The organism is Streptomyces sp. NPDC059355, from assembly GCF_042752335.1.
In the GTDB taxonomy this organism is placed as follows: Bacteria; Actinomycetota; Actinomycetes; order Streptomycetales; family Streptomycetaceae; genus Streptomyces.
Genome location: NZ_JBHYXN010000005.1, coordinates 166,536 through 181,618 on the forward strand (window position 1 = coordinate 166,536; position 15,083 = coordinate 181,618).

The 15,083-nt window shown below is 73.8% G+C and carries 11 protein-coding genes and 1 pseudogene; 7 read left to right on the forward strand and 5 right to left on the reverse strand.

From position 1 onward, the window contains the following. Positions 1–15 precede the first annotated feature (15 nt). Together ACFXGI_RS07215 and ACFXGI_RS07220 are read left to right on the forward strand one after the other, a co-directional pair. Positions 16–591: an HPP family protein gene (locus tag ACFXGI_RS07215; RefSeq protein ID WP_384704366.1), complete on the forward strand. Its 576-nt coding sequence runs from the start codon at positions 16–18 to the stop codon at positions 589–591. A gap of 96 nt (positions 592–687) precedes the next feature. Further along, complete coding sequence (locus ACFXGI_RS07220; RefSeq protein WP_384704368.1) at positions 688–1,839, forward strand: serine hydrolase domain-containing protein; 1,152 nt, start codon at positions 688–690, stop codon at positions 1,837–1,839. A gap of 11 nt (positions 1,840–1,850) precedes the next feature. Here the strand turns inward: ACFXGI_RS07220 and ACFXGI_RS07225 are convergent, their stop codons facing one another. Beyond that, positions 1,851–3,206, reverse strand: a complete 1,356-nt coding sequence (locus ACFXGI_RS07225; protein ID WP_384704370.1) for a M64 family metallopeptidase — start codon at positions 3,204–3,206, stop codon at positions 1,851–1,853. 153 nt (positions 3,207–3,359) lie between these two features. Between ACFXGI_RS07225 and ACFXGI_RS07230 the strand changes: the two genes are divergently transcribed. Continuing rightward, positions 3,360–4,694 (forward strand): tetratricopeptide repeat protein, encoded by a 1,335-nt coding sequence (locus ACFXGI_RS07230; protein WP_384704539.1) that lies wholly within the window; start codon positions 3,360–3,362, stop codon positions 4,692–4,694. 20 nt (positions 4,695–4,714) lie between these two features. Here ACFXGI_RS07230 and ACFXGI_RS07235 read toward each other — a convergent pair whose 3' ends face one another. Further along, positions 4,715–6,250: an MFS transporter gene (locus tag ACFXGI_RS07235; protein ID WP_384704372.1), complete on the reverse strand. Its 1,536-nt coding sequence runs from the start codon at positions 6,248–6,250 to the stop codon at positions 4,715–4,717. Between the two features lie 119 nt (positions 6,251–6,369). Beyond that, positions 6,370–6,612, reverse strand: a complete 243-nt coding sequence (locus tag ACFXGI_RS07240; protein WP_384704374.1) for a DUF6158 family protein — start codon at positions 6,610–6,612, stop codon at positions 6,370–6,372. A gap of 119 nt (positions 6,613–6,731) precedes the next feature. On the opposite strand from ACFXGI_RS07240, the gene ACFXGI_RS07245 reads away from it, so the two are divergent. From ACFXGI_RS07245 to ACFXGI_RS07255, 3 genes and pseudogenes are all read left to right on the forward strand, one after another. After that, positions 6,732–7,850 (forward strand): M20 family metallopeptidase, encoded by a 1,119-nt coding sequence (locus ACFXGI_RS07245; RefSeq protein ID WP_384704376.1) that lies wholly within the window; start codon positions 6,732–6,734, stop codon positions 7,848–7,850. A gap of 120 nt (positions 7,851–7,970) precedes the next feature. Continuing rightward, the gene (locus ACFXGI_RS07250) at positions 7,971–8,594 is read left to right on the forward strand and encodes a TetR/AcrR family transcriptional regulator (protein WP_384704378.1); all 624 of its coding nucleotides are present in this window, start codon (positions 7,971–7,973) and stop codon (positions 8,592–8,594) included. Then, positions 8,591–9,958, forward strand: a pseudogene (locus ACFXGI_RS07255) (MFS transporter); the annotation flags it as partial. The gene ACFXGI_RS07250 and the pseudogene ACFXGI_RS07255, both read left to right, overlap by 4 nt. Here ACFXGI_RS07255 and ACFXGI_RS07260 read toward each other — a convergent pair. After that, positions 9,920–10,828: a LysR family transcriptional regulator gene (locus ACFXGI_RS07260; protein ID WP_384704380.1), complete on the reverse strand. Its 909-nt coding sequence runs from the start codon at positions 10,826–10,828 to the stop codon at positions 9,920–9,922. The pseudogene ACFXGI_RS07255 and the gene ACFXGI_RS07260 sit on opposite strands and share 39 nt — an antisense overlap. Positions 10,829–11,037: 209 nt before the next feature. Between ACFXGI_RS07260 and ACFXGI_RS07265 the strand changes: the two genes are divergently transcribed. Then, the gene (locus ACFXGI_RS07265) at positions 11,038–11,655 is read left to right on the forward strand and encodes a DUF6817 domain-containing protein (RefSeq protein WP_384704382.1); all 618 of its coding nucleotides are present in this window, start codon (positions 11,038–11,040) and stop codon (positions 11,653–11,655) included. A gap of 12 nt (positions 11,656–11,667) precedes the next feature. On the opposite strand, the gene ACFXGI_RS07270 is transcribed toward ACFXGI_RS07265, so the two are convergent. Next, positions 11,668–14,910, reverse strand: coding sequence for a TIM-barrel domain-containing protein (locus tag ACFXGI_RS07270; RefSeq protein WP_384704384.1), 3,243 nt, complete (start codon positions 14,908–14,910; stop codon positions 11,668–11,670). Positions 14,911–15,083 lie beyond the last annotated feature (173 nt).

Here is a 15,083-nt window from a genome sequence, read left to right on the forward strand (position 1 = left end):
CCCGGAAATCCGTACATGAGCACCGTCCTGCCCTCCCCGTCCCCTTCCGCCACCACCCCCGCCCCCGCCCCCGAGTCCGCCGACGGGCCGGTCCGCGCCCGGATCACCGCCGCCCGGGCTCCCGCCCGCCCCACCACCGCGGCCGCGTTCCACAGCATCAGCGCCGTGACGGCGGTGCTGCTGGGGCTCGTCGGGATCGGCGCGCTGCTCCACGAGCCGGTGCTCATACCGCCGCTGGCCGCCAGCGCCGCCCTCGTGCACAGCGCCCCCACCCTGCCCCTGGCCCAGCCCCGCGGTGTGGTCGTCGGCCATCTGCTCGGCACCGCGGTCGGTTACGGCGTCCTGGCCGCCGCGGGCGGCAGCGCCTGGGCCGCGGCCGTCGCGGCCGGGGTGACGCTCGCGCTGCTGATGGCCGCCCGCACCCCGCACTCGCCCGCCTGCGCGACCTCCGTGGTGATCGTGCTCCAGGGCCCGGACCCCGCCCGCTTCGTCCCCCTGCTGTTCGGCGCGACGGTGCTGCTCGTCCTGACCGGGTACGCCGCTTCACGCATCCGGCGCAAGGCGCCCAGGTACCCCGCCTACTGGTGGTGACCCGTCCGGTCGTCCGCCGCGCGTCCGGCCGATGAATGCGCGGCGCTGCGGGAGTCTGTAGGAGGCATCCGGAGCGGGATCGGGAGAGGTGGAGTGATGAGTGACCTGCGCGACATCCTGGAACGGCACGTGAGCAGCGGATCGCTGCCCGGGGCGGTGGGCCTGGTGGCCCGCGGCGACCGGGTGGAGGTGGCGGCCGTCGGCTCGGCCGACCTCGAGGGCACGGCTCCGATGGTCCGGGACTCGATCTTCCGGATCGCCTCGATGACCAAGCCCGTGACGGCCGCCGCCACGATGGCGCTCGTCGAGGAGCGTCTGCTGGCCCTGGAGGACGAGATCGCTCCCTGGCTGCCGGAGCTGGCCTCGCCGCTGGTCGCCCGGACACCCGCGAGCCCGCTCGACGACCTGGTGCCCGCCGAGCGCCCGATCACCGTGTTCGACCTCCTCACCTCCCGCGCCGGGTACGGGTTCCCCTCCGACTTCTCGCTGCCCGCGGTCGCGCCGCTGGTCGGCGAACTGAAGCAGGGCCCGCCGCGGCCGGGGGACATCGCGGAGCCGGACGCGTGGCTGAAGACGCTGTCGGGCATCCCGCTGCTGTACCAGCCGGGTGAGGCCTTCCTGTACAACACCTGCTCCGACATCCTGGGCGTGCTGATCGCCCGGGTCTCGGGTCAGCCCCTGCCCGAGTTCATGGCCGAGCGGATCTTCGAGCCGCTGGGCATGGCCGACACCGGGTTCTGCGTACCGGCCGCCGACCTGGGCCGGTTCACGAGCCTCTACCGCGGGGGCGAGGACGGCCTCGCCCTGGCCGACGCCCCCGACGGTCGGTGGAGCGGCCTCCCCGCCTTCCCCTCCGGCGCCGGCGGCCTGGTCTCGACCGCCGACGACTGGTGCGCGTTCGGCCGGATGCTGCTCGCGGAGGGGGCGCTGGACGGGGACCGGGGACGGCTCCTGTCGGCCGCCTCGGTGCGCAGGATGACCACCGACTGGCTGACCCCGTCCCAGCGGACCGCCGGCGAGCTGTTCCTGGAGGGCCAGGGCTGGGGGTTCGGCGGCTCGGTGGACGTCACGACCCGCGACCCGTGGAACGCGCCGGGGCGGTACGGCTGGATCGGCGGCACGGGAACCGCCGGCCACATCACCCCGGCCACCGCCGCCGTCTCCGTCGTGCTCACCCAGCGCGAGATGGACAGTCCGGCCCCGCCCGCCGTGATGCGCGACTTCTGGACGTACGCGGCCGGCGCCTGACCGACACCGTTCTAGAGGCGGACGCTCCAGTCGACCGTGGACTTCAGGGTGCGGGCGATCTTCGGGTCCCGGACCGAGGGGGTGCGGTCCTCGGCCGTGACCGACAGCTTGTGCGTGCGCAGGTCGAAGAGCCACAGCTCGGCGACCGCGACCTCGGTGCGGCCCGCGAAGCGCTTCAGCTCACGGCCGTCCAGGTACCAGCGGACGTCGGGCTGCCGGCCGTCCGCACCGGCCAGCCGGGGTACGGAGACCTTCGCCGTGTTGCGCAGCCGCAGGGTGCGGCCGGTCGGGGTGAGCGGTGTGGCGATCTTCGCGTGCTGGTAGAAGCCGGCGATCATCGCCTCGGCGCCCGGCAGGTTGAAGGGCTTGCCGAGCACCCGCATGATCGAAGCGTCGGTGGGCCGGTTCAGGCCGGTGACGTAGTAGCCGCCGCCCTCGTACGCACCGACCGTGCCGCCGTCGGGCGACTGCGCGCCGAGCCAGCGGTACCACTTGGCCCGCTCGGCGGCCATCCGGTCGGCGGGCAGCGTGGAGGTGTTGGAGTCGGCGGGCTCGGGGCCCTCGTACTTCTCGTAGCCCGGGGTGCCCGGGTAGAAGTACTCGTCGGCCAGCTTGCCCAGGGAGTGGCCGGTCTCGTGGATGGCGACCTGGCCGGACTTGGCGTTGCCCGCGGAGGCGGTCGATATCCCCTCGTAGCCGAGGGTGGCGCTGGGCTCGTTGTAGCCGGCCCCGCCGTACTTGGTGCTGTTGGAGAGGACCAGGACCAGGTCGGCCGCCGGCGCCTTCGCCACGTACGCGTCCACCTTCGGCTGGTCGATGCAGAGCAGCCTCTCGATGTCCTCGCACCAGAAGTACGAGCCGAGGGCGGTGTCGCGGACGGTGGCCGGGGTGGGGTCGCCGGAGACGCCGGAATCGTGGGAGACGGCGTCGACCGTCCAGACGTTGAAGAGGTTGCGGTACGTGGAGTACGGCTCGACCGCGGTGATCTCGGCCCACTTGGCCCGGGCGTCGGCGTGGAAGCGGTCCTGCTCGGCGGCGGTGTAGCCGTCGCCGATGACCACGATGTCGAGGCGGTCGGCGGTCGAACCGTTGTCGACCGGCTTGGCGACCTCGCCGTCGGCCGCCCGATCGGCCTCGGAGAGCTGCGGGGCCTTCTTCGCCTGCCCGGCGGCGGGGACGCGGACGTGGCCGGATCCGGCGGCTGTGCCGTCCTCGGGCCCGGGTATCTCCACCTCGGTCCCGGCCTTCACCGGTAGCGGCGGCGGCGCCGCGGCGGCCGTGCCGAGCGGGCCCGCGGCCAGCAGCAGGGCCGTCGTACAGGCCGCGGCGAAGGCGGCGCGCAGCGTCAGACGGAGGGTCGCGTCCATGGAGTTCTCCCCGGGAAGAAGCCGGAAGTCACCGGAAGTTAAACGGCTCGATAAGTGCGCTGAACCAGTTGCTTAAACTAGGGGGCGCGCGAGAGGTGCGCAATGGCCGACCACCCCTGCACCATGGGGAGTTGGAGCGATCAGGGGGTCTACATGGACGAACCGGCCGAGATCGGCCGCAGGGTTCAGCGCATGCGCGCCGAACGCGGTCTGACACAAAGGGCGTTGGCGGAGCCCTCGTACACATCCGCCTACATCTCGACCCTGGAGTCGGGCAAGGTCCGGCCCTCCGAGACGGCCCTGCGCTTCCTCGCCGAGCGGCTCGGCACCTCGTACGAGGAGCTGGCCACCGGGCGCCCCGCCCATCTGGCCACCGAGCTGCGCCTGGCCCTCACCGACGCCCAGCAGACGCTGGCCACGGGGGCCGCCGCCGAGGCGGCCGCACGGTACCGGCAGCTGCTGGCGGACGCGGAACGGCTCGGCCTCGACGCCGAGCGGGCGGAGGCGCTGCTGGGCCTCGGTGACTGCGCGCTGGAGGCGGGCGAACTGCCGGACGCCATCGGCCACTTCGAGTCGGCGGAGCGGCTGCTGGCCGACGAGCCGCTGCCCCGCCGGGCCCGCCCGATCCGAGGCCGGGCCGTCGCGCACCTGCTCGCGGGGGAGCTCCGCTACGCCTGCTACCTGCTCGAATCCGCCATCGACGAGCTGAACGCGAGCGGGCTGGGCGATCCGGAGGCGCTGGTGCTGCTGTACGCGGCCGTGATCGGCCCGTACATCGACATGGGCGCCCACGCCCGGGCCGCGCACGCCGCCGAGCTGGCCCTGGCGCTGGCTCCGGAGGTGGCCGATCCGGCGCTGGTGGCGGGGATGCACCGGCAGGTCGCGCGTACGTTCCTCACCGCGGGCCGGCCGGCGGACGCGGACGCCTCTCTCGCCAAGGCGCAGGCGATCTACCGGCAGCTGCGGCTGCGCACCGATCTGGCGCACTGCCACTGGATGCGCGGGTACGTACAGGCGCAGAACGGCGATCTGGTCGCCGCGGAGGCGGAGTTGCGCACGGCCCGGGACATCCTCGCGGCGCGTCGGGCCGCCCTGTACACGGCGCAGGTCGAGGTGGAACTCGCCGATGTGCTGCGCCGGCTGGGCCGCTGCGAGGAGGCCGCCGAGCTGCTCTCCGGACTGCTGGAACTGGGCGACAGCCACGGCGCCGTGCACGCGGGCGGCGCCCACCGGCTGCTCGGGCTGATGGCCGAGGAGCGCGGGGAGGCCGAGGCCGCGGAGGAGCACTACGTCCAGGCGCTGACCCTGCTGGAACGCAGCGGGGCCAGCGGGGATCTGGCGGACCTGTGCCGGCTGCTGGGCGATCTGCTGCGGCGCACGGGCCGGATCGAGGCCGCGCTGGACGCGTACCGTACGGGGCTGGGCCACCGCGCGGCGCCGGGTACGACCACGCTGGGCCCGGCGCCGGCGTCACCGCTGCGGCGGTGACACCGGCGGCCCGGGCCGTGTCAGTGGTTCTCGGTGGGCCGGAGGTCGCGCGGGATCATCGTCCACGTCGTGGCCGCCGCGGCCACCGCGAGGAGGCCCGCGATGAGGAAGGCCGGGGTGATGGCGAGGGTGTAGGCCCGGGAGGCCGCCTCGATCAGGCCCTCGCCCACCGCGCCGCCCAGCCGTTCGGCGATGTGGGCGGCCGCGCCCACGGACTCGTGGACGGCCGCGGAGGTGTCGCCGTCCAGGCCGAGGGCCGGCAGGTTGCCGCGGTACAGGGCGGCCGCGGTGCTGCCGAGGACGGCGACGCCCATGGCCGAGCCGAGTTCGTAGCAGGTCTCCTCGATGGCGGCCGCGCTGGAGACCTCCTCCGCGGGTGCGGTCGAGATCAGAGTGACGGAGGCGACGGTGGTGGCGATGCCCGCGCCCAGGCCCATGACGGTGAGGGCCACGGCGAACGCCGGGTAGCCGAGCTCGGCGAACTGCTGGAAGGTCCAGGGCAGGGCCATGCCGGCGGCCAGCAGCACCAGTCCGGCGCCCAGCACGTGCCGGATCGCGAAGCGCTGCATCAGCGTCGGGGCGGCCATCGAGGCGCAGATCAGGGCGAGCGGGGCGGGCAGCAGGCGCAGGCCGGCTTCGAGCGGGGTGTAGCCCTGGCCGTACTGGAACCACTGGGTGACGAGGAAGAGGATCGCGCCCATGCCCACCATGGGCAGGAAGATCGCGGTGGCGGCGACGCCGAAGGCGGGCCGGGCGAAGAGCCGGACCTGGAGCAGCGGGTTGTCCAGGCTCAGCTGGCGGCGCACGAAGACGGTCAGCGCGACGGCCGCGAGGGCGAGCAGGGCCCACGGGAGCGGATCGGCGACCCCGCTCTTGCCGAGCTGCTTGATTCCGCCCGCGAGGGCGAGCATGCCGACGATCGACTGGCCGACGCCCCACCAGTCCCAGCGGCCGCCGCTGCGCGGGGAGCGGGATTCGGGGAGGTAGCGCAGGCCGGCCGCGACGATCACGGCGGCGACGGGGAGGTTGAGGAGGAAGGCGGAGTGCCAGCCGTAGTCCTGGACGAGGAGCCCGCCGACGACCGGGCCGAAGGCCATGCCGCCGCCGAAGACGGCCGCCCAGACGGCGAGCGCGAAGGCCCGCTCCTTGGCGTCGGTGAACACGCTGCGCAGGATCGACAGGGTGGACGGCATGATCGCCGCGCCGCCGATGCCGAGGAGGGCGCGGGCGGCGATGACGTGCCAGGCCTCGGTGGAGAAGACGGCGATCAGGGAGGCGACGGAGAAGATCGCGAAGCCCGCCATGAGCAGCCGCTTGCGTCCCCAGCGGTCGCCGAGGGCGCCGGCGGTGACGAGCAGGCCGGAGAGGGCGAGCGCGTAGACGTCGATGATCCACAGCTGCTGCACGGCGCCGGGCTGGAGGTCGCCGACGAGGGAGGGGAAGGCCACGTTGAGGATCGTGGTGTCCATCGAGATCAGCAGCAGGCTGCCGGAGAGGATCGCGAGGACGATCCACCGGCGCGGATCGAGTGGAGCGGTGGGGCGGCGGGCGTGCATGGGGTTCCGTTCGGGTGAGCGGGCGGGGAGGCCCACCGCTGCGCACAGCAGTGAGCCTCCTTCGCCCCGAATGATACATCAACGTCTCATTCGGGGCGAAGGAGGCTCACAATCGGAGCTCAGCCCTCGCCGGTCCGGGCACGGGCACCCGATCGGGTCCGCCCCGGCGTCTGGGCCCGCTGCGGGTGCCGGCGCACGTACTCGTGCTCCAGCTCGTTCATCCGCTGCGTGTGGGTGACCAACGCCTCGTCCGACCCGTAGAGCAGGGTCTCGTGGCGGGTCCGGTGGATGGCCTCCAGCTCCTTGAGCAGCTTGCCTTCCTCCAGGTTCGCCGCCGAGGGACCGCCGTCGTGCTCCAGCATGGCCCGTACACCTCCTCCCCTCCATCATCCCCTCCGATGCCCCTTTCGTCCCGGCCGCACCTGATTCAGCCGCCCTTCCCCCGGACTGCGCGCCGTGGCGCTGCGGCTACCCTGTCGCCATGACGATGCGTGCGGTTGTCCATGTGAATGTGGACGCGATGATCGAGGACCTCAGGACACTCGTCGAGATCGAGTCCCCCTCCCGGGACCTCGGCGCCCTGCGGGTATCGGCCAAAACCGTCGCCGCCGTCATCGAGAACCGCCTCGGCGGCGAGGCCGTCCTCATCGAGAGCGAGACCGGCCCGCACGTCCACTGGTCGGGCGGCGGCGAGCCGCAGGTCCTGATCCTCGGCCACCACGACACGGTGTTCCCGCTCGGCACCCTCGAACGCCGCCCGTTCGCGGTCGAGAACGGGCGCGTGACCGGCCCCGGGGTCTTCGACATGCTCGGCGGACTGGTGCAGGCCGTCCACGGGCTCGCACTGCTCGACGACCTGTCGGGCGTCGAGATCCTGGTGACCGCCGACGAGGAGATCGGCTCCCCCTCCTCGCGCACCCTCATCGAAGAGCGCGCCCTGGCCTGCGGGGCGGTGCTGGTGTTCGAAGGCGCCGCCGACGGCGGGGCCCTGAAGACCGGGCGCAAGGGCTGCGGCTCGTTCCACGTCTCCGTCGCGGGCCGGGCCTCGCACGCGGGCCTCGAACCCGAGGCCGGGGTCAACGCCCTGATCGAGGCGGCCCATCTCGTACTGGACATCGCCGCGCTCGGCCGCCCCGAGATCGGCACGACCGTCACCCCGACCGTCGCGTCCGCGGGAGGCGTGGACAACGTCGTGCCCGCCGAGGCGACCGTCACCGCCGACGTACGGGTCGAATCGGCCCGCGAACAAGCACGCATCGAGTCCGCGTTCGCGGCGCTCGCCCCGCACCTCGAAGACGCCGAGATCTCCGTCCACGGGTCCATCGGCCGGCCCCCGATGCCGGAGTCGGCGTCGGCCGATCTCTTCGCCGTGGCCCAGCGGCTGCTCCCCGGCCTCGAAGGGCGCTCGGTCGGCGGCGGCAGCGACGGCAACTTCACGGCGGCGCTGGGGGTGCCGACCCTGGACGGCCTCGGCGCGGTGGGTGGTGGCGCGCACGCCGACCACGAGTACGTGATGGTCGAAGCCATGGCCGAGCGGGCGAACCTCATGGCCGGACTGGTCCGGGCGATCCGGAACACCCAGGGGAGCACGAGCGCGTAGCCCCCGCGCCTCGCGGCCCGTCACCGGAGGGCCGTTGCCGGCGAACGGCTGCCACCGAGCGGAACGGGTGCGCGGACAGTGCGAGTAGACAGTGTCTACCCGCACTGGTAGACACTGTCCATGGACCCGCACAACCCGCTCCGGGAACGCCTGATCGACGTCGGCGTCGACCTCGTGCTGACCGAGGGCACAGCCGCCCTCGGTCTGCGTGAGATCGCCCGCCGCGCCGGGGTGTCGCACGGCGCACCCCGGCGCTACTTCCCCACCCACCACTCCCTGCTCTCGGCGATCGCCCGGCGCGGATTCACCGACCTCGGCGGCCGGTTCGACGCGGCGACCGCGCGCGCGTCCTCGCCGCGCGAGCAGCTGCGGGCGCTCGGGTGCGCGTACGTGGGCTACGCCCTGGAGCACCGCGGGATGTTCGAGCTGATGTTCCGCCACGACCTGCTCGACAGCGAGGGAACGGAGAAGGACACCGGGGAGGAAGCCGCCGGGCCGCAGCAGCCGAGGCTGCGCGAGTCCACGATCCCGCTCTTCCGTCTCCTGGTCGGGCTCGTCTCCCGCTGCCGGACCGACGCGGACCCGGAGGTCATCGCCGGCGCCCTGTGGGCCAACCTGCACGGCGTGGCCCAGCTGTGGGCCTGGGGGAGTCTGCCCCTGGTCCTCGAAGCCGGTCACGCCGGCGGCGTCGAACGGCTCGTCGGCGCCGCCCTGGACGCCCACCTCGGTCCGGACCCCGCATGACCCGCGCGAGGCAGCGGATCGCGCTGCTCGTCAGCGTCGGCGGCGCGATGCTCGTCGCCCTCGACGGCACCGTCCTCAGCGTGGCGCAGCCCAGCCTGCGCCACGACCTCGGGGCGAGCGTGGCGCGGGTCCAGTGGACGAGCACCGCCTACCTCCTCGCCGTGGCCGCCTTCCTCGTCATCGCCGGCCGCCTCGGCGACCGGTACGGGCATACGAGGCTGCTCCTCGTCGGCGTGCTCGGCTTCGCCGCGAGCTCCGCCGGGATCGCGCTGGCGCCGGGGGTCGACTGGGTCATCGCCCTGCGCGCCGCCCAGGGGGTGTTCGGGGCCCTGCTGCAACCGGCGACCCTCGCGCTGCTGCGCCTCGCCTACCCGCCCGACCGGCTCGCCACCCCGGTGGCGGTCCGGACCAGTGCCATCGGCGCGGCCGCGGCGGCCGGTCCGCTGCTCGGGGGCGTGCTGGTCGCGCAGGCGGGCTGGCGTTCCGTGTTCGTGCTGAACGTGCCGATCGCCCTCGCGATCGCCGCGCTCGCCCTCACCGTACGGATGCCCGCGCCGGACCGGACGGGAGCCGAGGGGGCCGCATCGGACGGCCCCGGGTCGGACCGGCCCGCGCTGACCGGCGCGGCGCTGCTGGCCGCCACCCTCGCCGTACTCGTCCATGCCCTGGCCGGCGTGCCCGCCCACGGCTGGACCGCGCCGCCGACGCTGCTCGGGCTCGGTGGGGCCGCCGCCCTCGCGGCCGTGCTCGTACGCTGCGAACGGCGGGCCGCGCGGCCCCTCGTACCGGCGGCCGTGGCGCGGTCCCGGCCGGTCGCGGCCTCGATGGCGCTGCTGCTGGCCGTCTCCGCCGGCATGTTCGGGGCGCTGTTCACGGCGGCCTTCCTGCTCCAGGACGTACGGGGTCTCGATCCGCTCGCCACCGGCCTGCTGGTGCTCCCGCTGACCGCCTGCATGGTCGTGGGCGCGCCGCTGGCGGGCCTGGCGCTGCGCCGGTACGGGCCGCGCCGGACCGCGCTGGCCGGTACGGGTCTGGTCGTCCTCGGTGTCGCCGGCCTGGGCGCGGGAGCGGGCCCGGCGGTCATGGCCGCCTTCGCGGTGCTCGGCGCCGGGTTCGCCGCGGTCATGGTGACCGCCACCGGCACGGTGGTCGGGGACGCCCCGGCCGGGTACGCGGGGGTCGTCGGCGGGCTCAAGCAGACGGCGATGAGCGTCGGTCCGGCCCTGGGCATCGCCGTCGCGGCGGGCGGGGGCGCGGGCTCCGCGACCGCGCCGGCCGCGCTGTTCGCCCTGGCGGCGCTGGCCGCCGTGGGACTGCTGCCCGCCTCACTGCTGCCGCGCGGCACGCGCCGTACAGCTGCGGGCGACGTCGTCGGCGAAGACACGGGCCAGCGGGGACAGCGACGCCCAGCGGCGGACGGCCCAGCCGACCGGGAGCGGGGGCAGGGCCGGGACCGGGACGAGGCGCAGCGGGCCGTCTGATCCGGGGACCCGCCAGCCGGGCAGGGCCGGCACGACGGCGTGGCCTAGGCCCAGTTCGGCCAGCAGCAGGGCGGTGTCCCAGTCGGCCACGCTGGTGTCGGACCGTATCCGGATGCCGGATTCCGCGAAGGCGGCGTCGAGGTGGGCGCGGGACGCGGAGTTCTCCGGCAGCCGGATGTGGCGGATGCCGGTGAGGTCGGCCGGCTCGATGCGGGGTCTGGCGGCGAGGGGATCGCCGGCGCGGGCCGCGAGCACCCAGGGCAGCTCCATCACCGGGCGCTGCTCGATGCCGCGCACGGGCCGGCCGATGGTGATCCAGGCGAGGTCCAGGTCGTCGGCGGCGAGCGCGTCGAAGCAGCTGCGGCTGGAGTTCTCGGTCTGGAACTCCAGACTGACCTGCGGATGGCGGCGCCGGAAGTCGACGACGGCCTCGGACATGAAGTGCCGTACGGTCGTCGCGCCCGTGGTGATGCGCACCGATCCGCCGTCCCCGTGGACGAGTTCGTCGAGGCGGCGCAGGGCCCCGTCGAGTCCGGAGATGCCGTCGGCGGCGGCAGCCTGGAGGATGCGCCCGGCCTCGGTGGGGACGACTCCGCGGGCGTGCCGCTCCAGCAGCTCGGTTCCCGTCTGCTTTTCGAGACGGCGGACGTGCTGGCTGACGGCCGACTGTGTGCGGCCGAGGTCGCGGGCGACGGCGCTGAGACTGCCGGCCCGGCAGACGGCCACGAAGACGCGGAGATCGTCGAGAGTCACGGATCCCAGGCTACTCCAAGCTACAGCTTGGGTCTTGATAGGGAATCAGAGGATTGACTTGGGTCTGAGGGTGGACAACGATCAGTTCAGGGCCCAGGGCGGCAACCCGTTCGCGCCCGCGCCACGGTCCGGACCCGGCGCGGACGCGAACGGGTGTCGACCCGCCCGCTCACCCACCTCGCTCACGCGCTCGGGAAAGGACCACGCCCATGCCGGCACCGACCCGGGCCGAACACCGGGAGGCGCGCGCCCTCGCGCTGCTGCGCGAACTGGGCGCCGGGCATCTGGACCACCCCGGTGGCACACTCCTCGCGCATCTGGAGCGCGTCCACGCGCGGCTCGGGGCATGGGGAGCCCGGCCGGCGCTCCGGCTCGCGGGCCTGTGCCACGCGGTCTACGGGACGGACGGCTTCGCCACCGCCCTGCTGCCGGTCGGCCGGCGGGCCGAACTGGCCGTGGTGATCGGGGCCGAGGCCGAGGAGATCGTCTGCTTCTACGCCGCTTGTGACCGCGCGGCCTCCTATCCGACGCTCGCCGCCGACGCCCCGGCCGGGGCCGCCGGCGCCGCCGACAACGAGGCGGTGTCGTCGGTGGCGCCGGCGTTCCGCGACCGGTTCACCGGCCACGTCCACTCCCCCGACCGGCAGTCCCTGCGGGACTTCGCCGAGCTGTCCGCGGCGAACGAGCTGGACCTCGCCGGGATCGACCCGGCGTTCCGCGCGGCCCACGGGCCGGGCCTCCTCTCCCTGTTCACCCGGATGCGGGGGCTGCTGACCGAGCCGGCCTGGCGGGACTGCCAGGCCGTGCTCGGCGGCCCGGCGCCCTGACGGCCGGCTTCGTCAGGGCGTGAAGGTCCAGCGCTGCGCGGGGCTGCCGTCGCAGGCCGCGCGGGTCAGCCCGGTGCCGTTCGCGGTGCCCGCGCCGACCGGGGCCAGGCACTGGCCGAGCGTACGGAGACTGCCGTCCGGCCCGGGCTGCCAGCTCTGCCCGGCGGCCGCGCCGCACGTCTGGACGGTGACCGAGGAGGCACTCGTACCGTCGAGGCAGACCCCGCCCAGGCCGGTGACCCGGCCGTCGGCCGTCAGGCTCCAGCGCTGGTTGGGGCCTCCGTGGCAGGTGTACAGGGTGGGTTCGGTGCCGGGCGTGGTGGCGCTGTACGGCAGGTCCGCGCAGCGGGCGGATGCCGCGCTCACGAGGGTGGCGTCGGCCGGGAGCGGGGCGGCCCGCCCGGTCAGGCTGATCTCGGCGGGGCTGGTCCAGGGGCCGCGGCCGCCGGCTTCGGTCAGGGCCCTGAGGCGGAGGTAGCGGCCCGTCTTCGCCGCCAGGCGGACCGGTGTGGCGGCGGCGGTGTCGGCGAAGGTGCCGGTCGCCACCGGTTGGCCCCAGTCGGTGGTGCTGTCGGAGACGTACACCTCGTAGCCGCCGATCCGGCCGTTGACCCCGCCGTCCTGGCGGGGCAGGTGGCCGAGGCCGTCGACCGCGTAGCGGGCGCCGAGGTCGATGCGGATCTCGTGCGGCAGCCCGGCCGGGGTGCCCGAGGACCAGGCGGTGTGCCAGAGCGTGGCCGGGTTGCCGTCGAAGGCGTTCTCGGCCGCGCCGTTCTCCGCGGCGGTCTCCTGACTGTCGGCGGAGACCAGGGTCCACGCCGACTGCGGGACGGGGGCGGAGGTCACGGGGATCGGGTCGGCCGCCGGGACGGAGGTGCCGGTGACCGTGATGCCGAACGCGCCCGACTTCGTACCGGACTTGACCCACAGGATGCCGCCGCGGTCGGCGGGGTCGAAGAACCACCCGGACGCGGCCGCGTCGTAGGCGGCCTTGGAGGTCTGGCGGGCCAGATCGGTGCCGTCGGTCGCGACCGCGCCCGGGGCGGAGGCCACGTGGAGGCTGAACTCGTAGCCGCGGGCGGCCGGTTTGCCGGTGTAGCTGCCGGTGGGGGCGCCGACGGAGACGGTGACCGTGCCGGAGCCGGCGGCCGGGGCCGTGACGTCCACCTGCTGGCGGGCGTACGCGCCGGACTGGTAGGCGCGGGTGAGCCCGTCGTCCTCGTACAGGCTGAAGGAGGAGTTCCCGCGCGGGTGGATGTCGTAGGTAAGGGTGGAGACGGGCTTCTCGCCCGTGTGGTTCATCCGCGGCCACATCGGCACGATCGCGCCGCCCTTGACGAACAGGGGCAGGGTGTCGAGCGGCGCCCGGTAGCCGTTCAGCCAGCCCGGTCCCGCGTACGTCTTCCCGCTCCAGTAGTCCGTCCAGGTCCCGGCGGGCAGGTAGATACCGTCGCGAACGGAGCTATCGGAGACGACCGGCGCGACGAGGAAGGAATCACCGGCCATGAACTGTCCGCTGGTGAGGTTGCCACGGGCCACCGGGTCGTCCGGGTACTCCAGGACCAGGGCGCGGGTGCTCGGCACACCGCTCTCGTGCGCGGTGCGGCCCATGGTGTAGAGGTAGGGCATCAGCCGCATCTTGAGCTGCAGGTACTTGCGGTTGACGGAGAGGTACGGCTCGGCGAAGCGCCAGGGCTGCTTGTCCTGGTAGCCGGCGGCCGGGTTGGTCGCGCCCCAGCCCGACATGGTCATGAAGGCGGGGGTGAAGGCCTTCCACTGGAGGTCGCGGGTGTAGGTCTTGGGGCTGCCGCCGAAGATGCCGTCGACGTCGCCGGAGGCGTAGTTGAGGGCGGACAGGCCCGCGCCGGCGATGGCGGGGACGTGCCAGCGCATGTCGTCCCAGGTGCCGTTGGTGTCACCGGTCCAGACGACGGCGTTGCGCTGGGTGCCGGCCCAGCCGTCGACCGTCCAGACGTAGCGGCGGGCGTCGGAGTTCTTCTCGATGCCGTCGACGGCCTGCTGGACGCCGGTGAAGGCGCTCTTGTAGCCGCCGCCGATCCAGGCGACGTCCGTCTTCACGCCGCGGGTGCCGGCCGTGCCCACCTCGTCGGCGATGGAGCCGAGGCCCGTGGAGGTCCACAGTCCGGTCTGGAAGCCCTTGGCCTTCAGGGCGTCGACGGTCGATTTGAGCGGCGCGGTGTAGCCGCAGCCGTAGCCGTCGTTGGGCAGGAACCAGCCCGAGGGCATGTCGGCGGCGCGGGCGTCGGTGGCGTATCCGACCACGTCGGGGGTGGTCTGGTGGCGCAGCCGGTTGTGGTCGCCCTGGTATGCGGGGTTGGAGGCGTTGAAACAGTCGGCGTTGCCCAGTTCCAGACCCCACATCGGCGCCATGAACGGTTTGCCGCTCACATCGGTGTAGGCATCGAGTACGGACTTCAGTGAATCGCCGGTGAAGTACCAGGCGTCGAAGCGCTTCTCGTCGTGGGTGAGGGTGGTGGGGGCGTTGAATCCGTACGAGCCGGGGGCCCAGGTGTTGCGCATGACGCCGTAGCCGTTGGTGGACATGTAGAAGGGGGCCGGGCTGGCGTTGTTGTTCTCCCGCCACTTGTTGTCGACGGCCACCGGGACGGTCTTGCCGCGCAGCGCCCACTCGCCGAGGCGCAGGCCGGTTCCGTAGAACTGCTCCTCGGCGCCGCGGGCCAGGTACTGGGTGGTCTGGGCGGCCGTCCACGAGGTGGGACGGGTCTCCTGCCAGACCAGGGTGGCGTTGTCGGCGCGGTAGACGGAGAACTGCAGAGGTGTCTTGTTGACGCGGATGTTCAGGGCGCCGGTGGTGATGCGGTAGTACGCGCCCGCGTCGGTGAAGGAGGCGTCGACGGGTCCGAAGTCGGTGGTCGGGGCGAGGTCGGTGCCGGCCGGGTCGTCGGTGAAGGCGCCGTCGGGCGAGAGCCAGAGCCGGAAGATGTCGGCGCGGGCGATGACGACGCGGGCCTTGGCGCCGGCGGAGGTGCTGACGGTGAAGGTGTTCCCGGACCGGGTGAGGCCGGTGGCGTTGCCCGCCGTGGCGGGGGCCGGAGCAGCGGGGGCCGGAGCGGCGGCGGCCGGTGAGGTCATCGGGCCGGCGGCGGCCAGTCCGGCGACGGCGAGGGCCCCGGCGAGCAGGGCGGCGAGGGGCGCCCGTTGCCGCTCGGCCTTCTTGCGTGTGCCGGTGGGGATACGGCTGTGCGTGCGCCTGGGGATGCGGATGAGTCTCATGGGGCAGCTCCTCGTGCGGTCCGGATTGCGGACACACCGCTTTGGCATGCGCCTGGCAAGATAGCGGCCCACGGAGATCACTTGAAGGATGATGCTCGAAATCGTCTCCGATCAAGCATCTTTGAGCATCCGTCAGCTGCATCCCGCGCCAGGGGCGGCGTGCCGTTTCTGCG